Annotated in this window: 20 protein-coding genes; 6 read left to right on the top strand and 14 right to left on the bottom strand. The window is 56.0% G+C overall.

Going from position 1 to position 24,386, the window contains the following annotated elements:
- The 9 genes from AABZ39_13690 to AABZ39_13650 all read right to left on the bottom strand — a co-directional run.
- A partial coding sequence (locus AABZ39_13690; protein MEK6795829.1) for a hypothetical protein occupies positions 1-1,070 on the bottom strand: 1,070 nt, incomplete at its 3' end.
- A gap of 261 nt (positions 1,071-1,331) precedes the next feature.
- Positions 1,332-3,212, bottom strand: a complete 1,881-nt coding sequence (locus AABZ39_13685) for a sialate O-acetylesterase (protein MEK6795828.1) — start codon at positions 3,210-3,212, stop codon at positions 1,332-1,334.
- 262 nt (positions 3,213-3,474) lie between these two features.
- Entirely contained in the window at positions 3,475-5,031 is a 1,557-nt protein-coding gene (locus AABZ39_13680) for a hypothetical protein (protein MEK6795827.1), read from the bottom strand.
- A 13-nt stretch (positions 5,032-5,044) separates the two neighbouring features.
- Positions 5,045-8,767: a sugar-binding protein gene (locus AABZ39_13675; protein MEK6795826.1), complete on the bottom strand. Its 3,723-nt coding sequence runs from the start codon at positions 8,765-8,767 to the stop codon at positions 5,045-5,047.
- Between the two features lie 20 nt (positions 8,768-8,787).
- Complete coding sequence (locus AABZ39_13670) at positions 8,788-10,191, bottom strand: hypothetical protein (protein MEK6795825.1); 1,404 nt, start codon at positions 10,189-10,191, stop codon at positions 8,788-8,790.
- 18 nt (positions 10,192-10,209) lie between these two features.
- Positions 10,210-10,968, bottom strand: a complete 759-nt coding sequence (locus tag AABZ39_13665; GenBank protein MEK6795824.1) for a TIM barrel protein — start codon at positions 10,966-10,968, stop codon at positions 10,210-10,212.
- An 18-nt stretch (positions 10,969-10,986) separates the two neighbouring features.
- A complete protein-coding gene (locus tag AABZ39_13660; protein ID MEK6795823.1) occupies positions 10,987-12,072 on the bottom strand; it encodes a hypothetical protein in 1,086 nt (361 codons plus the stop codon).
- Complete coding sequence (locus tag AABZ39_13655) at positions 12,050-13,234, bottom strand: hypothetical protein (protein ID MEK6795822.1); 1,185 nt, start codon at positions 13,232-13,234, stop codon at positions 12,050-12,052. Before AABZ39_13655 ends, AABZ39_13660 begins: the two co-directional genes overlap by 23 nt.
- A gap of 51 nt (positions 13,235-13,285) precedes the next feature.
- Entirely contained in the window at positions 13,286-14,272 is a 987-nt protein-coding gene (locus AABZ39_13650) for a zinc-binding alcohol dehydrogenase (protein ID MEK6795821.1), read from the bottom strand.
- Positions 14,273-14,451: 179 nt separating this feature from the next.
- On the opposite strand from AABZ39_13650, the gene AABZ39_13645 reads away from it, so the two are divergent.
- The gene (locus AABZ39_13645; GenBank protein MEK6795820.1) at positions 14,452-15,198 is read left to right on the top strand and encodes an AraC family transcriptional regulator; all 747 of its coding nucleotides are present in this window, start codon (positions 14,452-14,454) and stop codon (positions 15,196-15,198) included.
- A 2-nt stretch (positions 15,199-15,200) separates the two neighbouring features.
- A complete protein-coding gene (locus tag AABZ39_13640) occupies positions 15,201-16,160 on the top strand; it encodes an RluA family pseudouridine synthase (GenBank protein MEK6795819.1) in 960 nt (319 codons plus the stop codon).
- A gap of 3 nt (positions 16,161-16,163) precedes the next feature.
- On the opposite strand, the gene AABZ39_13635 is transcribed toward AABZ39_13640, so the two are convergent.
- Both AABZ39_13635 and AABZ39_13630 read right to left on the bottom strand, forming a co-directional pair.
- Entirely contained in the window at positions 16,164-17,630 is a 1,467-nt protein-coding gene (locus tag AABZ39_13635) for an NHL repeat-containing protein (GenBank protein MEK6795818.1), read from the bottom strand.
- Between the two features lie 15 nt (positions 17,631-17,645).
- Positions 17,646-18,107, bottom strand: coding sequence for a hypothetical protein (locus tag AABZ39_13630; GenBank protein MEK6795817.1), 462 nt, complete (start codon positions 18,105-18,107; stop codon positions 17,646-17,648).
- A 223-nt stretch (positions 18,108-18,330) separates the two neighbouring features.
- Between AABZ39_13630 and AABZ39_13625 the strand changes: the two genes are divergently transcribed.
- Positions 18,331-19,122: a histidinol-phosphatase gene (locus tag AABZ39_13625; protein MEK6795816.1), complete on the top strand. Its 792-nt coding sequence runs from the start codon at positions 18,331-18,333 to the stop codon at positions 19,120-19,122.
- Here AABZ39_13625 and AABZ39_13620 read toward each other — a convergent pair.
- Entirely contained in the window at positions 19,112-20,458 is a 1,347-nt protein-coding gene (locus AABZ39_13620) for a GGDEF domain-containing protein (protein ID MEK6795815.1), read from the bottom strand. The two genes, AABZ39_13625 and AABZ39_13620, sit on opposite strands and share 11 nt — an antisense overlap.
- A 153-nt stretch (positions 20,459-20,611) precedes the next feature.
- On the opposite strand from AABZ39_13620, the gene AABZ39_13615 reads away from it, so the two are divergent.
- Genes AABZ39_13615 through AABZ39_13605 form a run of 3 tightly spaced genes read left to right on the top strand, consistent with a single transcriptional unit; the run spans position 20,612 to position 22,642 of the window.
- Positions 20,612-21,169, top strand: coding sequence for a hypothetical protein (locus tag AABZ39_13615; protein MEK6795814.1), 558 nt, complete (start codon positions 20,612-20,614; stop codon positions 21,167-21,169).
- 32 nt (positions 21,170-21,201) lie between these two features.
- Positions 21,202-22,104 carry an S-methyl-5'-thioadenosine phosphorylase gene (gene mtnP / locus AABZ39_13610; protein MEK6795813.1) on the top strand — a complete coding sequence of 301 codons (903 nt, stop codon included), beginning with the start codon at positions 21,202-21,204 and terminating at the stop codon, positions 22,102-22,104.
- Positions 22,082-22,642: a hypothetical protein gene (locus AABZ39_13605; GenBank protein MEK6795812.1), complete on the top strand. Its 561-nt coding sequence runs from the start codon at positions 22,082-22,084 to the stop codon at positions 22,640-22,642. The genes mtnP and AABZ39_13605 overlap by 23 nt, the downstream gene beginning before the upstream one ends.
- A 14-nt stretch (positions 22,643-22,656) precedes the next feature.
- Here AABZ39_13605 and AABZ39_13600 read toward each other — a convergent pair whose 3' ends face one another.
- Positions 22,657-24,123: a hypothetical protein gene (locus AABZ39_13600; GenBank protein ID MEK6795811.1), complete on the bottom strand. Its 1,467-nt coding sequence runs from the start codon at positions 24,121-24,123 to the stop codon at positions 22,657-22,659.
- A gap of 17 nt (positions 24,124-24,140) precedes the next feature.
- Positions 24,141-24,386, bottom strand: a 246-nt coding sequence (locus AABZ39_13595) for an FAD-dependent oxidoreductase (protein ID MEK6795810.1), incomplete at its 5' end; no start/stop codon positions are given.

Genomic DNA, 24,386 nt, shown 5'->3' with positions numbered 1-24,386 from the left:
CTCGGGCTCCACCAGTCGGCAACATCCCTGCCGGAAAGCACATCACGCGAGATTGTCTTCCCATCGGCAAGCGTAATGGTTATCGTACCGATGAGCGATCCTTTTTTTTCATTGTTATACGTCGTCGTATGCAGCAGATACAAGAACCGTGCCGGCTTGGATGGAATATCGATGTGAGGCGCTTTCGTCCCCTTGAAAAGCGTAATGACCGCCCTGCCATCATTGCGGTTTGGGTCCGGGATGCGGAACTCCATGCCGCCGAAATTCGTCTGCCGTACATCGAAGGTACGGAAATCATTATCCGGTCCCTGGTCGGACCATCCGCCGATGCCGTCACCGGCTTTTTCATCAGCGAACCCCATGTTGGCAACGGGGGCAAGGTCGATGAAATGATCGGGGATGCTCTTGTATTTATTGTCGCTTTCTTTCGCGTCTGGCGCCTTGCTCATTGCCATGGCGATATCCTCCGCGCTGGCCATTTTTGTCATCGCGGTTATCGTCACCGGCACCCCCTGCTTTACACGGATTGACTGGAATGCCATGCCGCGGGACCATACCATGATGGTCGCTGTCCCCTCGAAGCCTCGCTTTTTGTCGCGGGGAATATATCTCGGCAGATCACCATCGGGGGTCTGTCCGAGCTGCCATGATTTCGGGGCGTTACCGGATGCCTGTGCAGCCTCAAGATCACCGTTCTGGATCGTACTTCCCTCAACGATGATATTATCGAAAAGGACATCTATCCGCTTCGGCTTACCGTTCTCGAGAACATAGTGTCCGAGAAGCGTTACGGTCACCTGCCCGTCCTTGTCCGGCGTGAACCGGAGGAATGAACTTTTCCATTGTGCGGCAGATGACGGAAGAATGAATGACATCATCATCTTGCGCGTCTCTTGCGGTCCGTATGATTTTGCTTCGAGCCTCCCGCCGTCAGCGATGGCTGGCTCGGTTACAGTAATGCCGGCTTCCGTGCCGTCAATATCTATGCGCGCAAATTCCACAGGCTTTTGTGTAAAAAGGAACGATACGCATATGAGCGTGACCGCGATACACAGTCGGATCATTGTCATGATACAGCCTCTTTTACGGTGTCATTTCTATTTGCATCAGTGTACTTGCAAACACAGGCAAATGGAATGCATAGAACGGAGATTGGACTGTACAAAACGGTTTTCGCATTTCTTTGAAAGTGCAGCCAGACAGCATGCAGGGATTTGGCCGGGCAATAGTTATATATGGGTAAGAAATACTTGTATCCCCTGCTGTCTGACCCGTCTTCGGTCAAGAGCAACTTTCCTATCCTTCCGCCGTCAGCGAACAGACAGCTGCGATCACCACCGGTCGGTACGGAACGGCGATGCCGGCAGGCCGTCTGCGTTATAGAGATTGCATCCCTCCGGATTATCCGCCCAGGCATATCGTACCGCCACCGGCGCGACAACGGCTGCGCTCTTTACGATGATGGTGCTTCCATCGATAGCGGTGTCTGCAGGACGGAAAACCCTGTCCGCACCGGCGATGTAAAAAGTCTTCAGCACCCCGCCCTTCGCGGAAAGGCCCTTGCCGATATTACTGAATGATAATCGTATCGATGCACCTTCGATGGTCATGCCGGCATAGAGCGGTCCTGACGGCACAATGTCCATCCCATACGTCCGTGCGAGCGCCCACTGTGCAAGACGCGAGCCGACATCGCCTTTGTTCTTCGGGTGAATATCGTTCGCCTCTCCGATGTCGATGGCGACCGCTATGCCGGTATTCACTTCAGCAAGCGCATCGTTCTGCGCCTCGCGAAGACGAGCCCAAGTGCTCCCTTCCTGGTACGGCGACGCGCTCATGTAATTGGCAAGCTCTACGATGAGGAACGACAGATCGTATCCCCATTCATACCGCCAGCATCGTATCATATCCCTCATGAGCCGTGCATATTCGGACGCGCGCGATGCATTCGATTCACCCTGATACCATATCGCGCCGCGGAGCGCATACGGCACGATCGGTGCTATCATACTGTCAAAAAGGATATACGGCGAATTCGGATTGCCCGGCCCCTGCTTGAGTAGCGGCGGCGACACCAGCCCGAGATCATGCTCGATCTCAAAACGCCAGGTACCCGCGAGCGGTATATCCTTCGCACCTTTGACACGAATGCGCATCCAGTCCGACGGCCCTATCATGCCGCCGTGATAGATGAACGAATACGCGCGCACGGCGATGACGTTCTTCCCCGCTTTCACAAGACGCCCCGGAACGCGGTACTCGCGCGGAAGATTCCAGTGCTGCTGCTCGAATCCCGCCCCCGTCGCGCCGACGCGCTCGCCATTGAAATACGCTGTATCCATTTTATCGACAGCGCCGATGCAGAGCACTATATCCTTCCCGGCAAGCGATGCGGGAATATCAACTGCCTTTCTGAACCAGAACACGCCGCTGTGATTGAAACCGGCCGATTGCCACGGCATGGGGAGTTCCATCGTGCGCCATGCACTATCACTGAATTCTGCTTTTGCCCATCCCTTCGCTTCGCCCGTGTTGCCCGGATCGGCAGGGAACGGGTCTTTATTCTCATTACCCGCAGCCCAGAATGCGGGGGAATTCACGTTCGCTTCATACCGGTGAACGAGCGCGGACATATCGGGGTTTCTCACGAGCGTCTCGCGACTCGTCCATGCCTCGATGTACGTTCCGCCCCAGGATGAGTTGATGATGCCCACGGCGCAGTCAAGCGTATCCATAAGCCGCTTGGCGAAATAATATCCCACCGCGGAGAAGGCGAGTACCGACGACGGCGTGCACACGTCCCACGACGCCTCGATATCGGTTTGACGGGAAAGATGCGTCACTTTAGGGAAATTGATCATGCGCAGTCTCGGATGGTTCGCACCTCGCGCTTCATCCTCGCCCGCTTTGCCGCAGCCTGCAAGCTTCCATTCCATGTTCGATTGCCCGGACGCAAGCCACACTTCTCCGATGAGAACGTCCTTTACCGTCACAGCTCCCTCATCCGACGATGCCGTGAGCGTATACGGTCCGCCGGCCGGCATGGGCGGGAATCGAAGAACGAATTTTCCGTCGGCACCGGAGAGCGTCTGCGCTTCGTATGCCCCCATCTTCGCGCGCACGGCAGCAAGGGGTTTTGTCCACCCCCATACAGGCACGGGGCTATTCCTCTGAAGAACGGCGTGGTCGGTGAACATGCATGAAAGTTTCATCGGTATCCTCGATTACTGAAAGTCCGAGGATGATATCATTTTTCCCGCGAAAGGGAAGATACGCACACAGGCTGTCGCGAAATTGCAGATCACCTGCCACGATGTATCGTGCCTATTATAACAGCATCAATATCGCTGAGAACAAGGGGTCGCGACCCCTTGTTCTATCTTTTCGCGACGGTCTCGTACGAGTCGGGCGGATCCGTTACATCCGAGCAGCCGCTTTCACGTCCTCAGGGAAATCATCCAGGCGATGCGGCGATCACCGATAGAGCGCTAATTCCATCCCAATGATATCGATATGCCACTTACTCCACTCGCGCGGGGCACGGCTCTCAAGCGAGAACTCATTCATCCCCTGCGTCAGCACCGAAAGCGGCACATCGTAAAAAAGGAGATTCTCATAGCGCGGCAGCGCGTTCGCCGACTGCGGCGGGAACAATTCTCCGGGACCGAACGTCGGCGCGCATTTCTTTCCGGCGATAACAACTTCGAGATCATGTCCGACGATGTCAGAATCGGATTCGAGACGAAGCATTGCACGGATGAACGAATGGCCGGCGTTCATGTCATCGGCAATGTGCAGTCGTACCGGTACGGGTACGCCGGGGGAAAGCCTCGCCGGTATTCCCGACGTATTCTCGCCGCAATTTGCAGGCCATGGGGCACGGGGAAGCATGTAGTGTTTCGGCCGATCGGCAAGATACTCACAATCGGTTATATGCGATAATATGTCGAACGGCGGCTCGGTACCGGGGTAACGCTTGAGCCGCGGATCGGAGAACGAATGGTCGCGCGTGTAGCAGAAATTGAAGAAGCTCACACCGTCAGCGCCGCGTTTCAGGAAGTCATACGCTGCGGTTTCATACATCGCCTTCGTCGTGTGTCGGAACACTGTTTGTCTGAAATGCCAGGGTGTCTCGCCGAGGAACGTATTGAACTGCATTTCACCGTATACCGGCACCTTCCCGGCGTGCCGTTTATACTCTTCAATGCCGATGTCGGCGGTGAAAAAAGCGAACGGCGATACATTCAGCATATCGACTACACCGGCACGGCACCAACTCGCCACGTCAAGACCGATACCGCGCGCGGCGTCAATGGAACGGGGAACGCGGACACACAGCGCGAGTTCCCTCCCACGCGCACGAGCCGTATCATCGAGTTTTTTCCGGATGCCGCGGACAAGATCGGTCATGAGCGGCATATGCTCGATCGCCTTGGATTCGGGGAAAAAACTAGGGAAGCGGCAGAAATCGAGCTCGATGCCGCCGACATCGTACTTGTCGATCAATTCAAAAAGTATCCGCGTATACCAGTCGCGGACCTCGGGATGAGAGTAATCAAGCCCGCCGTTCGGAAGGCCTTTCGTGCGATAATTGCTTCGCCAGAAATCGCTGTGTGTCGGATAATCAGGTTTTTCGTTGTAATGCATTTCATTCATCCGGTACGATATGAACGGCGTAATGCCGCATTCATTCGCCGTTCGCACGGATAGCTCCACCGGGTCGGCACCCGTTGCCATGTACCTCCGTACACGCCAGTAGACCTTGTCGCCGTATCTCCAATCGCTTTCCGGAAGCGGCTCGGCTGCGGGCTTGAGCTCTTTCCATCGCGGGTCGACATCCGATACGTAGAGCGGCATTTTCCATGCCGTCGGGCATATCATGAGCGCATCGACGGCGGTGCCTTTCAATTCCCGCACATATCCCGTGGCCTGCTCGGGCTTCACATTCTCGCGATAGGTCTGATAGGGGGATCGTGTGGTGAACAGGATGAGAAGTTCATGGTTATACAGACATCGGTATGGTACAGGCATGATATATCCTTTTCTACTGCTTCGCTGAAAAAACGAATTCTTTATAGCTTCCCGGCGTCTTCGCCTCGCCTATGCCCGGGGTAAGCCCCATCCAATGCGCGCGCCCCTGCCCGTCGTTCTCATTGACGATGAAGTTAAGCGACATCACCTTCCCCGGCGCGGGTGCGTCATAGCCGAGGTCCTTCCAGCGTATGAACGCCTCGTAGATCGTTCTTTTTCCGTCACGTTTTGCCGCGAATGAATCTGCAAGCGGCACGATGGAGATCTTCGGTTTCGCCCGGTACACGTACGCCTTGGAGCCGCTCTCCCCGAGCACGAACCCGATCTCCCTGTCATTCTCATCATAGCCGATGGTGGAATCGCCCTCGTAGTCGATGGCAAGCTGCACACTGTCCGAGCGCCAGAAATTCCCGGCGGCATCATCCTTTGCGAAATGCACGCTGTCATCGACCTCGGCGGCAAAATACAGCCCATCGCTATTTTGCGCGAAGTATGCCCTTACCGAGAGATCGTCCGGTCCATTCCATGGCGCATCACCCGGTGTAATGAACGCACGGCTGTTGAGCACCATGGGTGTAAGCGTCTTTATCTCCGTGAGAACGCCGTCAAGCACCGGCCTCGATATGGATGCGACGGATATGAGATCGAGCGATACGGTCCTCGTCTGCCGAACGCCGTCCGCGATGACGTCGATATCGAACGATGCTGCCGATGCATCCACGGCGAATGAAAGCGATTCGCTCTTCCCCCCGGCTATCGGCACGCTCTTCGTTCTGCCGCCGGCTATCACTTCCGCCGTAATGGGGCTATCCACCGGGTTCTCGAGCGTCACTTTGACCTCGGTACGCGAGGAGGGGTATGCGCGCGCGATGTGTACCGGTATCGCCGCTTTTATCCTGCCCTGAGAGAGAGATCGCTCTAACGCGTCCGCATCTTTTTTCTTCGCGGCTATATAGATCGGCGTGCGGTTGAACGGTATCGCCGCAATATCCTCAATGTTCCTGCCGTATCCATTGACCGCTGTCGTACCGGAAGGCAGCGCGGCTGTGTAGATATATTCCCCGTCGCGTTTCGACCAGAGGGCGAGGACGGTCATGTCTTCGTCAAGGCTATCAAAACGATAAGCGGTCAGCATCGGATCGAGCGAGATGTCTTTCACCGGTTTTGTGCGGTGCAGCATATACGCGGCCGCCGCATAGGTCGCCGCGGCCGGCGTGGGGTAATACACACCGCTTGCCGCTTTGTTGAAGAGATTCATTTTGCCGATGCCTTCCGGCGGAGAATCCCAGCTGAAGATGAACCAGAAGAGCTTATCGACACCCGGCACCGATTTCGCGATGAGGTGCGCCTGCGCGGGTATCGTCGCGTACAGTCCGTACTGCGTATCGGCCACATCGTCCACTTTCACCTGCCAGCCGAGCTCGGTGGACCAGAACCGCCGCGGACGGCCGTAGGAAGCCATGAAGTCGAGCGTTTTCTGGAATATCCCCTTAAGCGGCATATCATCGGGCATTTGCGGTATTGCGCTCTTCCCGATGACCGCATTCAATGCATAGGGATGCGATGATATCATATCAAAGTGAGTTCCAACCTTGTCGAACACCGCTTTCGTGAAAAGAAAATTTCCCGGTTGATCCGACTTCTCATGCCCCTCGGGAATGCTGAAATCCCTGCCGGCAGTATTCATGGAAATGAACATGTTCGGTGCAATGGAGCGAATTATCGGCGCCGCTTCACGCACGAGCACGGCGTAATACTCGGCGGCCTCCGCGAGCGTATAGCGGTTGAAATGCCACATTTGAATATCGTTCTCATTGCCTATCTCGACGGCGGCAGCCTTATCTTTATATCTCGTAACGGCAAGCCGGACGAAATCGCGCCAATCCGCGATGTTCTCCGGCGAGGCCAATTCCTTCGGTGTTCTCCATTTATATTCGGGCAGCGGCGGTGAATGGAGTCCCGGTGTGACATGGGGTTCAAGACAGATGACGACCTGCATATGCCGCTTAAACGCACTGTCGATGCGCTCGTCGAATACCCGCCAATGCACATCCTCGGGCTTCTTCGGCATGGTCCCGAGCCTGACGAACTCACGCATGTTCTTCACACCGATGCGCTCGTTCGCTTCGGGGTCCATCCACACATGCATGGTCCCGAAAAAACTCGACGGGTCCGGCTTCCCGTAATTAGGAACCTTGTTGACCGCAGCGATGCCGCTGTATTCCGTCCGTAGGAGTCTCCCGCCCTCGCGTGCCTCGAGGCGAATGGCGGTATATCCCGGCACGCCCATCGTTCGCGCGAACACACGCTCCGCCTTCCCGAAGGGCGCAAGCGATGCGTCCCATACCGTGGCATTCGTCCGCCCGTCATCGGTTCGGGTGTACAGGGAACAGGTGATATCCCGTTTCGAGTCAAGCGCGTTCGCCGCTATGATTCGGTACGTCGCCTTCTCGCCGATGAAGGCTACACCGCTCGGGAGATCGTTCTCTATGTTGAGGAAAATCGATGTCTCGTCCGTGACTGCCGCCCCCATAAGCGCGATGTTCTTGAGCAGGTAATGGCCATCCACCCCATCAGCAAGCGAACCCTTGTACATATCGATGCGGAAACTTTTCAGCGGGAAATGGAATTTCCCGTCATTGGCGCCGTGATAATGCGCGCGGAACATCTCCGTTGTGAACGGAAAGAACACTGTCTGCCAGGTGTTCGGCGTCTTCACCGATACGACGGCCTGATGGAGCTGCCCGCTCGCATCCTCGATGTGAAGCTTTATGTCGCCGCCGGTATGCGACACGTTCATATCGAACGATACCCCGGATATCGCCGCGGGTGTGAATTTCCTCGCCAGATTGACGGCGGGGTTTTCTTTACACTCGGCAAAGCGATAATCCATGCGAAGGCATTTCTCCGCCCCGTCGGCGGCAAGACTGATACGTGCACTCCCGTTCATGCGCGTGATCCCGCTCCGCCATGCCCCGCGGACGCTCGCTTCGGAAAGCAGATCAAAGTTCTCGAACAAAATGCGCGATGCCGTTCTCTGCGCCGAAGACGCTTTCTTTTCCTTTTCATATACCGCCGCTAGTTCGGCCTCTCCCGCGGCGATCGGCCATACGCGAACGCTGTCGATAGTCCCGTTCCAAGGTCTCGACTTATTGAGATTTCCTATCTCGATAATCCCATCACGGAGCGATACCCCCTCGGGGATATTATCCTCGTGTGTCTTCACAAGCCCGCCCGTCCCCTTGTATACGAAGACCTTTCCCTGAGCCGCATCAATGACGACGGCAAAGAATACGCGCTCGCCTCTGGCCGCAGCTATCTTCGTTGATAACCATTTCGTATCTTTGCTTCCGGTAACGGCTGCAACGACAGCGCCCCCCTGCGCATAGACATCGATGAACGGTTTGAGCGACACGATGCGCCGCGGGAGATCGTCGACGATGGATGCACGGAATACGCCGCTTATCGTTATCCCGCTCGCCCCGAGAAACCCCGTCACCGGCATCTGTACACTGCCGCCATGCGCTTCATCTTTTTCGGCGAAACTTCCTTTTGTCGCCGTCAGATCAAGCACGCCGTTCACCACGGCGGCTTCCTCACCGCTTACCGGATTAACGAACACCGCCTCCCCGCTGAGAGCGCCGGTATTTTTGAGCGAGCCGTCGAAAAGAAGCTCTACCGCCGGTGTGGGCCACAGCATCGCTGTGCATATGCATGCGATGATACACTGTCTCATTGCTTCCCCCCGAACGTACATCATATCCGGTACCGGAGCGGCACATGCTCGTGTCCGCTGCCGTACACCATATCTATATCCCCGCGTATGGCATACAGCTCCGCGCTCATGAGTTCCACCGCGATGTGATATCGTCTGCCGGAAACAAGTGCCGCCGTCGTTTTGGAACGCCATTTCACCTGCCAGAAAAGCTCGTCGCCGGTGAAGGGAATACATTCATCGAACGTGTACCCGGACACCGGTGTGCCGTCGTTCTCGCATATCTCCACACGCACACGGCCGTGCGGGGCGCGCACATTGAGCATGAGCCGCTCACCGGTAAAGACCACTGAACGCGTCATTATCTTCGCCTTTGTCACATAGCTCTCGAGCCGGAAAAAACCGTCCAAGCGCATCGTGTGGAGCATGAGCGCGGCATCGGAAAGCGTCTGGTCCTGAAAATGCTCCGCCTTCGAACCGCCGGAATAGAACCGTATGATATTATCCTCGCCGACCGTCATCGCCCCCGTGTATATGCAGCCGCCGCCGTGCTCGCCGCGTTCGTTCACCGGTATGAGCGGCGCATGCGTTGCGCGAAAAAAATGCCAGCCGTCGAAACTATACGCCAACGCACAGTCGAGCGGTCCGCCGACATTGCCTTTGTGCACGAGCTCCTCGGTCGGGTGACAATGGAGCCGCCACAATAGTCCCAGGTACATGTTCTCATAGCGGTACACCGGCATGCCGTAGAACTGCATAAGCGGCGGGTCTTCCGCGTCGGGGTGCATCACTATCTCCGGCATGGAGAAATTCTTCCAGTCCTTTGTTTCGAACAGCGCCACGCGCCTGTCGCCGCAATGGAGCCGCCGCGAGATGCAGTACGAATCCCGCACATGATTATAATATCCGGTGATAGGCGAATCGAGCGTGTAGTCGCCCATCGTCACCGACGTATCGATCGTCCAGAAAATGCCGTCCGGGCTCGTCGCCAGCCCCTGCACTTTCTTCCCGTGCGCGCAGAACAAGTACTTGAAGCGCCGCTTCGGATCGGGGTCGTGCTCATCGAGAAATACCGGTGCTCCGTCGATATGGTCAGGCGTGCCGAACACCTGATTGGGCGCGACATAGACACCGGAGGGATCGCGACGCGATGATACGTCGGGCCTTTGCCATGCGATGCCGTCATTGCTTTCTGCGTACATGAGGCCCTGCTTACGCGGGAACCAGCCCTCGGGACGACGTTCGCCGTCGGGAACGGCAGCGCAGTATATCGCTTTCCAGAGACGGTCTTTTTTATCGAACCATACGAACGGAAAATTCCACGTCCCCTCGGTAAGCACGTCTTCCAGCGTCGCCTCAGGGACCCATTTCGGTTTTCCCATCACGCGGCGAACGTTCTCGGCGTAGCAGAGCGGCCAGTCGTCGAAGAACAGTATCACGCCCACAGGGAACTCCTTTTGTGCTTATACGGTGAGCGACGAACGCTTGAGCGCGCGCTCATGGTCCTTGTCGAGAGGGAAAAGCTCTATCCCGACAGCGCCGGCATATCCCGACGCCTTTATCGCAGCAAGGACGTTCTGATAATTGATCTCACCGGTGCCTATCTCATGGCGCCCCGGATGGTCGGCGATGTGAAAATGGCCGATGAGGGGCAGATGCTTCTTTATGTTGTTGATAAGGTCGCCCTCATTTATCTGCTGATGATAGATATCGAAAAGCATCTTTACCCTCTGCGATCCCGCGGCACTTATGATCTCGGCGGCTTCCTGCGAGTACGCAAGGAAATAACCCTTGTGGTCATACTGCGTATTGAGCGGTTCGACGAGGAGCGTTATCCCTGCGCGCTCAAGGAGCGGTACTGCTGCTTTCAATCCGTCGATAAGCGAACGCTTCTGTTCGTCGCGTGAGACCCCGGAGAGCTCATTGCCCACCTGTGTAATAAGGAACGGCGCACCGATCTTTTTCGCCACGGCAATGCTCTCCTCAAGCCCGGCGATATACTCCGCGCGTTTGGAGGCATCCACCATGGATACGAATTTCGTACAGGTGCATACGGCCTGCATATCACTTTCCTTCATCGCCTTCTCGATGGCATTGAGGTCTTTGTCCCACCATGTCCAGAATTCGAAAAACTCGTATCCCATCGATGCGACCTTCTTTATCCGCTCCGGGAACGGAAGATCCTTGAAGAAAATATCGAGGCAGGGTGAGTAGTGAAACATGGCGTGCTCCTTATATTATTATGAAATCAATTCCTCGAACAATGTCTGCGATTCTTTTTCGGTCGTCCCGCCGATGGAAAAAATGAAGCCTTTGCCGCCGAGCTCACGCTTGACGCGCCGCGCGCCCTCGGGATGGGTATATATCTGACAGAACTTTCCTGCTTTGCGTATCTTCGCAAGCACATCGAGCCAAACGCTTGCGTCCGGCTGCCCCGCACCGGGGATCCACTGTACGCCCTTAAGCGACGGAATGGAAAGCACGGCATCCAGATGCGGCAATTGGCCTTTGCCGTCGAGATGATAGAACGGATCGGTGAGATGCGGGCAGAGCGCATGCAGTTCCGGCAGGACGAATTCCTCGAACATGGCGGGCGAGATCATGTATGAGAAATCGCATTGGAGCATATACGTCGTGCCTTTCGAGAACATCGACGCCCAGTTCGCCGTCCCGCGGCAATACGAACGTATCTTTTTCGCCTCGTCGTCGTAATTTTTCATCCATGCCGCGGTTATTCCCGCTGCGATCTCCTTCACGCGCACAGGGTCGTCATAGAAATCCATGAGCAGGTTTTCATTGCCGCGTATCGCCGAAAAGATATCGAGGCCGCCGCCGACATCGGAATGGACTATCTGCACCCTGCCGCCCCAGGCATTGAGCGCGGCGTCGAGTATCGCATGGATGCGCCGGTACCAGGTGCTCGAAGTATCGATGTGCGTCGTGATCTCGGCAAGCGACTTCGCCGTCGGCTCGAACCATACGGTATCTTCGCTCACGTTAAGCGCCGCGCCCATATACGCGGAAAGGCTCCCCGGGCCGAACTCCATCATGCGATAGGGGAAGGCATCGCCCACCCACCGGTAGCGGCTGAAGTTCGCGCTTTCTATCGCGATGACCTCCTCAGCGCTCATCGATAATGGATATTGCGGGAAGAAGCGATGATGCCCGGCGACCGCAGGCGTCCGCGTGTCGATAAGCTGGGTGATGACCATGGGACGCTTCTGCTCGCCGTTCCAGAAGCGTGTCCACTCCCGTTCGGTGTGTTCCCATCGCTCGGCGGAGAACGCGATATCCAGTCCTGCTTCAGGTGCCTTCGACGATGTCATAGTATCGCTCCATTCTCCGTATGTCCGCGGTTGCCGGAAGCATATCGCCGATGCCGAGTATTATCTTCCCGTCATTCTTATAATACGCCGCGACACGCGCGATGTACTCATCGAACGCCTTGTCCGAATACGCGTCGGTGAATATCGTCTGCGGTATGATGTCGGCTATTATCATATCAGGTCCCGCCATTTCGCGCAAAAGCTCGGGCTCAACATCGCCGGAGGGCGCTGCGGTAACACCGTTGACATAAGCGATGTCCGCTTCCCTGAGGCGTGCGAACAGCGGTTTTATCCGCCCGTCATGGTGAATGCCGTACTTCCCCCCGTGAGAAGCGCATATGCGGGCGCGATCCTTCAACTGCGGTCCGAGATAATCGTCCCAATAGGGGGCGCTCACGTCGGAAGCGAGGTTCTCACATGAGAACACCATTTTCCGTTTCGATGCGAGAAGCTCGAAGAGCGGCCTCTCTATCTCCGTAAGGAAGCTCATGAACGATTCGACCTCATCCTTATTGTCAAGGAGCATGAGCACGCCCGGCTCGACACCGGCGAGATGAATGAGGAAATTCTGTATCGGTGTGAGCGGGCCCATGAGCCGCGCGGGGTCCACATCGGTCCTCGCATGCTTCGCCCGAAGCTCGTAGATATGACGCACGATGCGAAGATCGTCGATCGTCTTCACCGGATGCTCGATGATGCCGTAGCTCCGCGATGCGTACGCCTCCACCGCGCGCACGCTCCCCGCTTTCGTCTCAACGATGATGGCGTGTTCGGTGCCGGGGAACCCCCCGTTGACGTACACTATCGGCTCACCCGACCACTCCTCGCGGACGCTGATGCCCGGTATCGGATCGCTTTCCTTCGACGGCTGGAAGTATTTCGATATCCACCCCGTCGCCATTATCTTGCCGATGTTCACACCGGAGAGTTTCTCTGCGAGCGTACCGTCATTGTACTGCTCGGCGAACCACCAGCGTATATCGCCGGAAACGGGGATGCGGTCGGGTTTTCTTCCATTGTGTATGTCATCGACACGTTTGTTGCGCTTTTGCACGAAGCTGTCATCGTACTCGAGCGCCGGCAGCGCTTTCGCGAGCGGGATGTTCATTGTATCCCCGCTCAAACAATAAAGGGAGGTCAGCTGTTTACCGAGACGGTCCATAATGAACTCCGTGTGAATGTGAATGCGTTCTCAAGGAAATGAGCGTAACGGCTATTTCGTCCAGTCGAAGAGGATCCCCATCGTCTCATTACGCTTCGTATTCGCCGTTTCATATCCTTTCATTGCGTCCTTCGCAGCGAACTCATGGGTAATGAGGCCGGAAAGATCGAAACGCTTCGTGCGTATAAGATTGAAGAAGAAGCGCAGTATTATCTCCGTATTCCACGCTGCGTCCTCATGGCAGTCATGAGCGCCGGCGATGGTGAGTCCGCGCGTGATGACGTCCGCGGTCAAATGCTGCGCGCTCGGTGTCCCGGTATCCCCCAGCACGATGACACGGCCGTATTTGCGTGCGGCGCCGAGCGCGGAAGCGAACACCTTCTCATTGCCGGTGGAATCGATGACGACGCGCGGCCCCATGCCTTCGGTCACTGCTTTTATTTCTTCGGCACAATCGGTGACCGGTTTATCGAATACATGATGCGCCCCGCCTTTCTTGGCGAAATCGAGGCGGCTTTTCACGAGATCTACCGCAATGATGGTCTCTACGCCGAGGGCATGCGCCCAGCGAACCGACATCTGACCGATGGGGCCTGCGCCGATGATAAGTACACTGTCGGCAAGAGCGTACTGCGCTGCACGAACGCCCATGGCGCATATTTTTGCAAGGGCGAACCATGCCGCTTCTTTCTTATCGATGCCCGCCGGGAGCACCGTGCATTGCTTTTCACCGGCGACCACATACGATGCGTGATTGGAGCGGGTGACGACAACATCGCCCTTTTTTAACGCAGCAACACCGTCGCCGACCGCATCGACGATGCCGACATTAGCATAACCCGGATAGAACGGATATTTCACCCATCTATCCCAATGCGAATCCTTCTCAAAAAGGCGGTTGAATACGATGTTCTCCGTGCCCGTACTCATGAGCGAATACCGGGTGATGATACCCACTTGCCCGGCACCGACCGCGTTCGGCGTGAATTCCTCCACATGCCCCTCGGACTTCCCGGTAAAAACGACTCTTGTTGCCATGGTATCGCTCCTTTACCGGTTCGTTCCCGGCTGGGCATATAGTACTCACAGCGGGTCCGGCGAACAATGCACAAAACGGGGGAATACTGTACTATTTGGATTGAACGGCCGCCAATGCGATGCTGATCCGCCGCCAATGCGCCGCTTGAAAATACCGCTTTTCCCGCTATACTTCCGTCATGCGCCTTTGCTCATTCTTCACCAATCAGCTTCCCGCAGGTACGAAGTCAGACGATCATGCCCATCCCTTCTGGGAATTCGTGTACGTACGCGGGGCAGGCGGCTATATCGATGCGGAGGGAAAGCGTACGCCGTATGCGGTTGAGACCATTCTTATTCATCCGCCGGGGCAGATGCACATCTCCTATTCCGAGTCCCATGCCCTGCATTATTGCCTCGGCGTCGATGGCAGGGAATTGAAGGGCCTCCCCTTCTGTACACTTCCCGCAAGCGGACGGCTCTCGAACGCATTTCTCTCACTCGCCGGTGAATTGACCGACCGCGCTCCGTATCATCGCATGGTCATCGATGCGCTCGCCGCGCAGATAGTATGGTCGGTGCTCGGCATTGTCCGTACCATGACCGCTCCGGAAATGAGCGCCCGCACCATCGAGTCGGTAAAAGAATATCTTGATCAGAAATACCATGAGCACGGCATTACACTCGATACGCTTTCCGAGCGCCTTCTTATATCGAAGGATTCGATACGCCATCTCTTCAAACGCAAATACGGCGTTTCGCCGATACGCTACCTTATCGGTAAAAAGATCGACAACGCCAAGGCGCTTCTCAGCGGCACCGATAAACGGATTCATGAGATAGCCGCGGAAACCGGTTTTGAGAGCGAATACTATTTTTCACGCGTGTTCAAGAACGCCACCGGCAGCACACCGACGGCGTTCCGCGCCGCATCGCATCGCACCTGACCATGAAAAAACGAGAACCGAAAATCACATCGGTGGAGAAGGAATGCATCGTCGGCCTTGAAGGCATCGGCGAACGGCTCGACCGCTATCTCGGGAGCCGATTCACCTATCATTCGCGGACGGAATGGCAGCGCATCATCGAGCAGGGTATCGTGCGCGTCAACGGCGTCCTGATACAGGGAAAGGCGCGCCTCAAGAAGGGCGACCGCATCGTATATCAGATCCACGGCCTCGTCGAACCGGAAGTGAACGATGATGTTCGCGTGCTCTACGACGACGGCGACCTTATCATCTGTGATAAGAGCGGCGATCTGCCGGTCATTCCGTCGGGGAAATATTATCAGAACACGCTGTATGCCGTCATGACAAAGCGCTTCGGCACGATACGCCTTATCAACCGCACCGACCGTGAGACGAGCGGCATTGTTCTCCTTTCGCGCACGGACGCCTGTGCCGCCGCGATACACACGATAATCGGCACGAGCGCCATGAAGAAGCTCTATATCGCCGTCGTAAGCGGCACGCCGCCCAGGTCGTTCACCGTACGCGGGAATATCGGCCATGTACCGCATGCGGATTACCGCCAGATGCAGGGCTTCGCCGCGTTCGGGAAATTCTCGCACACCGACTTTTTCCGCGTGAGCAGCGCGAACGGATACGCCATGCTCTTCTGCCGCATCTTCACCGGGCGCACGCATCAGATACGCGTGCATCTGAGGGAGAAGGGCTTTCACATCGTCGGCGATAAAATTTACGGCAAGGAAGGCCCTTCGATATTCCAGGAATTCTTAAAGTCGGGCAATGACATCTCATCCGTGCATTCGGGCGGCATGTTCCGCCAGGCGCTGCATGCGTATAAAGTGAGCTTCACACATCCATTGACGGGCAGGCGCGTGAGCGTAAAGGCGCCGCTGCCGAAAGACATTGAAGATTTCGCCCGCGATCAGGGGCTCATGCGCTGAGCATCACCAGTATTTCTGTATCCGATGATTCACAGAATCCGCGATGTAGATCGCCCCGTTCTCGTCTGCGGCAACACCGCCCGGGTTATTAAAGGCGCCGTCGGTATTTCCCGATGCAGCGGGGATCTTCCCTCCCACCCACATCAGTTTGCCGGTGACCGAAAATTTCTGGATACGATGATTGCCCCAGTCGGGTACATATAAATGATTCAATCGGTCAAAGGTGAGCATCATCGGGGTATTAAGAAGCCCGATGCCGCTGCCGCTGCCGCCCCATAACCATTCATACTGCCAGTCCCTTGTATTGAGCTTCTGAATACGCTGATTCCCGGATTCGCTCACATAGATGTAAGAACCGTCCGATGCTATGCCGCGCGGCCCATTAAAGAATCCGGTGAACGACTGCGCGGACCCGGTCAACCCTATCTTCGTCACGAACGTGACCGATGCCCCGCTTGAACGGAACACCTGTACGCGGTGATTATTGTAATCGGCAACATAGACGTAGCCGTTGGCATCGACGGCAACGCCATGCGGACCGTTGAACATGCCGTCACTGCCGCCTGACGCGCCCGTTCTTCCGGAGGCAGGATTGTGCCAGCCGACGTCGCCAAGATTATCCTTACCCCACCAGCCTATGAGAAGATTATTATCGAGATTGTATTTTTGGATACGGTTATTGGCGTAATCGGCGACATACATGACCCGGTTACCGCGATCGATGGCTAACTGAACGGGCTGATTGAATTCATTGTCGAGTGCTCCCGCCCCGGTTGAGGCAACTCCCGTAGTATGCCATCCGGAAACTCCCCCTTTTCCCCACCATCCGATAAAGGCGAAATTCGTCGAGAATTTCTGTATGCGATGATTGCCGTAATCCGATACGTAGATATACCCGTTCCAGTCCGCTTCCACTGCTCTCGGCCCATTGAACATTCCGTCGTTAGCTCCGAGCGATCCGCCTGCCACTGCAGGGGCGGGCCGCCAGTTCGTAATTACACCGTTATACCCGAACCAGCCGAGGTAGCGCTGATTGACGCGAATAAGGAGCGGACCGCTGTCGTAGGTATCCTTAAAGCTTGATACGCAATATAAACTGTACGATGAATTCGAATACACCCCGGTGACGATGACATTCGTCTCATTGGTGACCGCGTCCTGCGCTATCACTATCGACCCGCTCGTTATCATCCCGGGCACGCTCCCGCTCTTCACGGCCGCTTTTGTCGGCGCTGCAGAACCGTCGGGCATGAGTACGTAATAGAACTTTGCAAGCGTGCGGAAGCGCACCACCAATTTCATCCTGTCAAGATCATCATAATTGTACTCGGTCCACGGGTATCCCTTTTCATACATAGTAAGGATGCCGTTGGGATCGAACACATTATCGCGATCGCCGAGATTGGCAAGACACCCCATCAGGAGGAAGACGAGAGAAAGGGCGAGTATTTTTTTGAACGGACCCATCATATTCCTCCGTAACTGCTAGAACCGGTACTCGAACGCGAACGTGAATTCACCCGAAGGACCCGGCAGGAACGCCACCTTCACCTCGGGGATGAATTCGGGGGTGAACAGCCACCAGGTGAGAAGCCCCGCCGTTATCGTATAACACGCGTACCCGGCGATATATTTCAAATTGGCATAATACACGGCGTCGCTGTGTGTTTTCCATGCCGCGTCGAATTCGGCCGATGCTGTATTGGTGATGGCTGTGTATGCCGCGCGCGTCCTGTCGGTATTGAGCATATCGATGAATCCGAGGGTATTGCACGCAATGCCGGCAACACCGATACCGAGCGCGCTCCAGAACAATATCGGTTTCATGACATTATCCTGCATGCCGGGAGGGATCTTCCTGACCTCTTTTTTCGGCGCTTCAGTATCCTGCGGACATAGACTGAACACAACGGCGATAAGCACCGCACAGATCGTAAGTTGCTTCACGTATCCTCCGAGAACGGGTGAACATTCGCGCACTCTTGTGCAGTACCACCACAACGGGTACAAAAAGGCGCGTCCGGGAATGCCCCCGCATACATATTATAGTAAAAAACGAAGCGTATTGTCAAGGGAACATACCCCGGGCAAAGCAGGTACCGCTATTGCCGTCACCGGGCAAAGGCTGTATACTGCCGTCCGATGCTTTGGCACTGCAATGGCTGTTCCCATGGAAAATTATCATACCCATACCGCGCGCTGCAAACATGCCGTCGGCAGCGTGCATGATTATGTTAACGCAGCGATCAACGCCGGCATCGGTATACTCGGTATATCCGACCACACACCGCTCCCCGACGGCCGCTGGCAGGACGTTCGTATGCACATGAATGAACTTGCCGATTATTGCGCTGAGATACATGCCGCCCGAAGGGATGGGATCACCGTGCTCACCGCGCTCGAATGCGAGGATTTCCCGGGATACAGGGGGTTCTACCGTGATGTGCTGGTCCCGCGCGTCGACTATCTCATCGGCGGCAATCATTACTTCCGCATGAACGGCGCCATGCGCGGCATATACGATGACAACATCCTGGGTGCGGCCGAACTCTCAGCCTATGCTCAGCATGTCATTGCAGCGATAGGCTCCGGCCTCTATGCGTTCATTGCACACCCCGACCTGTTCGGCTACGCCTATCACCGGTGGGACGCGGAGACACAAGCCGTGTCGCGCGACATCTGCTCTGCAGCAAAATCGTTCGGCGTTCCGCTCGAGATAAACGGGTACGGGATGCGTAAGCGGCCGGTGCCGTCGGCTGACGGAGAGCGTGCACCATATCCCTGGGAACCGTTCTGGGAGATCGCGGGGTCCATCGGCGCTCCTGTGGTGATCAACTCCGACGCACACCGTCCGGAGGATGTCGCCGCCGGCATCCCTGAAGGATATGCGATCGCAGAACGGTATGGATTACGTATGCATGCTTTCTACACAGCGAATGATGCGCCGCGTACTACCCGATAAGCGAGACAAAACGGTATTCTTCCCCTGCATGCAGGGCACAGATGTTCTTTCCGCTTTTCTTTGCCGCATAGAGCGCCTTGTCCGCTTCGGAGAGAAGCGCTTCGACAGCCATGTTCTTCTCGTATCGGGCTATACCCGCGGAGAATCCAAGCAGCTTATCCTCGGGTATGGCCGTGCCGCTCGTGAGCGATGAGAGCACATCGGTAAAATGCCGCTTCGCTGCCAGCTGCCGATGGAGCCGGCGCAGAAAACCCGGCGCATCCTCTCCCGGCTTCTTCTCAAAAATGATGATGATGAACTCGTCGCCGCCGAAGCGCGCACAGAAGTCGACGACACGCACCGTTTCTTTCAGGAGCTCACCGAAGCGCTCGAGCAGCACATCGCCGATATGATGACCGAACGTATCATTGTAGTACTTGAAATTATCCAAGTCGATGAAAATAATGGTGAAATCGGAACGCACGATATCGCCGTAGCGCTCCACCCTGCTCCGTTCCTCTTCGAGCCGACGATGCAGTTCCTGCCTGTTTGCCAAACCCGTCAACAGATCGGTCGTGGCCGCCTGCTGAAGGCGGTCGTTCGCTGCTCTCAGCTCTTTTGTCTGTTTGTCCACTTCCTGCCTGAGGAGCTCGTTCATGTTCTTCGCCGTTCGGTACGCATCGTCGTCCTCTTTCATGAAAAAGAGGAATATCGCGATGACATAGAAAAAAACGAAATACTCGCTCACCATGATGCCCGTGAACAGCCGATGGGAAACGGCAAAATCGTTGAGCCCCCCGATGACGGGAGAGAACGCAAGGAGGCCCATCACCTTGCGCGGGAACGGCGCTTTGAGGATGAGCACACGGACGATAGAATACAGGAACGATGTCGAGACCAGCACGGCGAACAGGGTGTAAGCGATATGGGTGCGTGCGAGACGATACTCGAACTGCACGGGGCCTATCGACCTCGTGATATGCTCGACAGGAAGTGAAAGAAAGATATCGGTCGGCACCGAAAGCGCGAGCACTGCCATGAGCCCGAAGATGACGAACGGGACTTTGCTCTTCTCGAAATAGATGAGATAGATGCAGGCGAAGCCCGATGACAGCATGACAAAGAAACCGATCATCTTGAGCCGATGGAACAGAAGGGCGGTATCCTGCGTCATCTCCATGGAAAGCAGAAGCTGAAAAAAAACGAACATGCTCGCACCGAACGTCGTGAGGGAAAAGTAGAAGTGCTTGTGTATGGAACGATAAATGACTATCGAACGGGCGAGATAGAACACGCCGAGCGTGAACAGTATGGCGCAGATAAAGGTGAGAACGAATTGATAAATGCTCACAAGCACACTACCCGCCGAGCGCATGACCCCGGCTCAACCTTTGCTATCCGTCAACTATATCACGGCGGATATTTTCACGCAAGGTGAGGCGTTTTTAAATACCTGTCGTTGACAAATCGCCTGTTTCGGCATACACTTACCCCGTAGCAAGGAACGGATATGAAACGATGCATTCTCGTCATTTTTGCCGCTGCCGCTTCGACCTTTGCCGACTACGAATGGGTCATGCCGATACCCTATCCGAACATATCCATCGGCGGCGGTCAATGGGCTTCGATCTCCGCTGAATTCTATTTCCTCGAACGCCTCATCGGCATCTCCGTCGGGGGGGGCTATACTGAAGGCTTCAATACGAAAGCGAACGGCGGCTATGACCGCACTATCGTCGTTTCCTCAGGAATGCTCCTCTATCTCGGGGACAAGAACGGTTTTCGCCTCGGTATCGGCGTCAAGGGCATATTCCCCGTGTGGAGCTTTTCCGGTTATATCTCCGGCCGCATGAGCGGCGGAATGATGCCGCCGCTTCTTACGGCTCGTTTTGAATACCCATTCGGGCAGTTCTCGCCGTTCCTCGAGGTCATGTATTTCCCCGGTCAGTCCTCGAAATATTACTGGGAGTCGTCGCCTACGTCTACGTTCATGCAAAATAGTGATTCCAGCTTTGCGCCCTGGGGCATCGGCCTTTCATTCGGCGTCAAATGGCATTGGCCCAAGTAAGCCGTCAGTACCGATTGAAAAAGGAAACATCCGTGGCCGGCAGAAAAATAATTCACCGAAAGAAAGTTCCTGCACATGCGTCGATCGGCATCATCGGGGGTTCCGGCGTCTATCAGATAGATGGTGTACGCGTCATTGCGAAGATCAAACCGAGGACACCGTTCGGATACCCCTCCGACGAGATCGTCATCGCCGATATCGGCGGCACAGAGACGGCGTTCCTCCCGCGGCACGGAAAAGGGCATCGCCTTACCCCTACGGAGATCCCCGTGCAGGCGAACATCTACGCGCTCAAACTCCTCGGCGTTGAAAGCATCGTCGCCATTTCCGCCGTCGGCAGCCTCAAGGAAAGCATCGCCCCGAGGGATTTCGTCGTACCCTCGCAGATAATCGACAGGACAAAGTCGCGCGTCAACTCGTTCTTCGGCGGCGGCATCGTCGGCCATGTAACGTTCGACAAGCCGTTCTGCCCGACGTTGTCGGCCGTTCTTTACGATACGCTCCGCGCGGAGCAGCATACCGTGCACCGCGACGAGACCTATATCTGCATGGAAGGGCCGCTCTTCTCGACGAAAGCGGAAAGCGAGCTCTACCGAAGCTGGGGCGCGGGCATCATCGGCATGACGGCGCTGCCGGAGGCGAAGCTCGCGCGTGAAGCGGAGATATGCTATGCGATGATAGCGATGTCCACCGATTATGACTGCTGGCATCCTGAGCACGGATCGGTCACGCTTGAGATGGTGATAGCCAATGCGAACGCGAATTCAGCGAAGGTGAAATCGTTCCTTCCGAAGGTGATCGCCCGTATCGATGCAGAGAAGGATTGCTCCTGCCGGCATGCGGGGGAATTCGCGGTCATGACGGCCCCATCGGCACTATCGAAAGCGGCGAAAAAAAGGCTTGGGCTTTTCTATGGCAAATACTGGAAGCAGTAAGCGCATCGCCCTCCTCTCACTGGCCGCTGCGGCGGCGCTCTGTGCAGCCACGAACGAGAGGTTCGTGAGGTCATCGAGCACGGAGACGATCCCGCCCCCGCCGTCGCGCACGACGAACACGATCGATATAACGGCTGCGACGAAGATCGCCGGTGAGAGCCTCATCATCGCCGACTATTACGAATACCGCGAGAAGGACATACCGCTCTGGCATCGCTCGGAGATAGTGTTCCTCATCTCTGCGCCGTTCACGTTCCTCTACTCATACCTTGCACTCGCGCCGCTCGACAGCGATAAACTGCTCTTCGTCATGCCCGTCACCTATTTCAGGAATCAGACGGGGATGTATGTCGCAAGTTCGCTTTTCTATGCCGTTACCACCTTGCTCTGGAGCATCGCTATCACCGTTGATGATGCACGCACGATCTCGCTGAAACCGCGTACCGCGCTCCATGACATCACACCCGGAAAATGGTTCGCCGGTCTTGACATCGACGACACACGCGGCGTGACGCTCATGTTCCGGCACGTGTTCTGACAGCGCAAGCCCCTTCAACGAGCGGCAAGATCGAAATATCTGAAATGAAGTCCATAGCCGAGGAACAGTCCTTTTTCTTCGGTGCCTTCGGTATCCGCATCGCCGACCGGCGGTAGTGATATCGTCTTCCCATCGAGCTCTGCGTGCTGCGCTCCCGCCTGAACGCTCCCGCATTCACCGAATGAAAGCCCGGCGGGCAGATCGACGGTCTTTCCGCCGACGGAAAGCCGCCGCGGTTTTGCAACGACCGCCCAGTAAAAGACCTTCGGCGCATAGTCGCTGTTCGGCCAGAACAAATTCCCGCCGCCCCATTTCGACGCCTTGCTTTTCACCGCACGCGGAATGGTCTTGGGCATGGCGATGATGACGCGGTCACGCAAAGGTTTCGGCATGACGCCCGATTTGAACCATTTGTTATAGAACGTGAACACATCGTATAGGCTGCTCCCCTTGTTGGCGGAAGGAACGATGTCGGTATCCTCAGCGAAATCATTCCACGTAAGCACTATCAGGCGTTCGGCATTGTTCGACATGGCTGCAAGATAGGTCAGATGTATGCGCTCGAAATCCGGCTCTGTATACGAACGAAGCCGCGGATTATAATAGCCGGGGCTCACCGACCAGATGATGGGAAGCGTATTGCTCATCCGTGATGCCATGAGCGGATGCACATCGGGAAAATAGGTCCGCGGGCCGGCAGGGGCGAAGAGATAGACGGCGTCAGCCGTGAGATGCCAATCGGCTATGTTCGCGTCGGACGGGCGGATGTCGGCCGCGAAATAGAACGAATGCCCCTTCTCGCGAAGCGCTCCGGTCACCTTCCGCCAGCCCTCATCGGGCTTGGGGTCGCCCGGCACCGGCGGGGCCTTCATCGAATACGACGTACCGAAATGCATTATCACTGTTTTACCATCGATGCGGTACTGCGACGGATGCGATCCCGAGTCATTGAGGATGAATGAAAGCCGTTCTATCCACGATGCGGCCGTCGTTTTCCAGCCGATATCGGGAGAGAACCCCACCTTCATACCGGACGCCGTTGCCGCGATAAGCCATTCCCTGAACACGAGATAGCCGATGAAGGGCTGATTGCTCGGCGAAAGCGGGTGTGTACTGTCGAATTGCGCCGTCGGCGAACCGTCATACATCACAGCGTCAAAGCCCCCCGCTTTCATGAGCGAAAGATCGTGTTTCGCACCTTCACGCTGCAAACGATAGAATTCATCGCTCGCATAGACGACCTCATCGGGGAGCGAAACACCGGAGGATAATGGATAGTTCATATCGATGCTGCCGTTCGTCTGACGCAGATACGCATAATTCGATAATCCCCAGCGCTGGCTCCCGTCGACGATGCCGCCGATGGGCGAATTCCAGTTCATCACGGAAACAAGCACTTCGCGCTCCGCCGCAGCGCACGCGCATGCCGATCCGATCGCGATCATGGTCATGAGGCGGAATGATCGTATGCGTGACATCATGCATGCTCCTTTTGATCTCAACGGACATCGTTCCACGATATTTCATCGGGGGATTTTCCGGACAGTGCACAGAACGCGCCCGCTTTGCCCGCAGCTTCTCCCAGCGATACCGCCGTACCGGTCACTCGATAGCTTGCATGGGGAAGCCATCCGCCGCTGATGCAGCGCCCCGCCATGAGAAGACCCTTTACCTCTTTTGCAACAAGCGAGCGATACGGTATCTGATAGGGTCTTGACCGCACGCCCATACTGCTCAGGCCCTT

The sequence above is a fragment of the Spirochaetota bacterium genome, assembly GCA_038043445.1.
GTDB lineage: Bacteria > Spirochaetota > Brachyspiria > Brachyspirales > JACRPF01 > JBBTBY01.
This window is presented reverse-complemented; position numbering and strand designations above follow the sequence as displayed.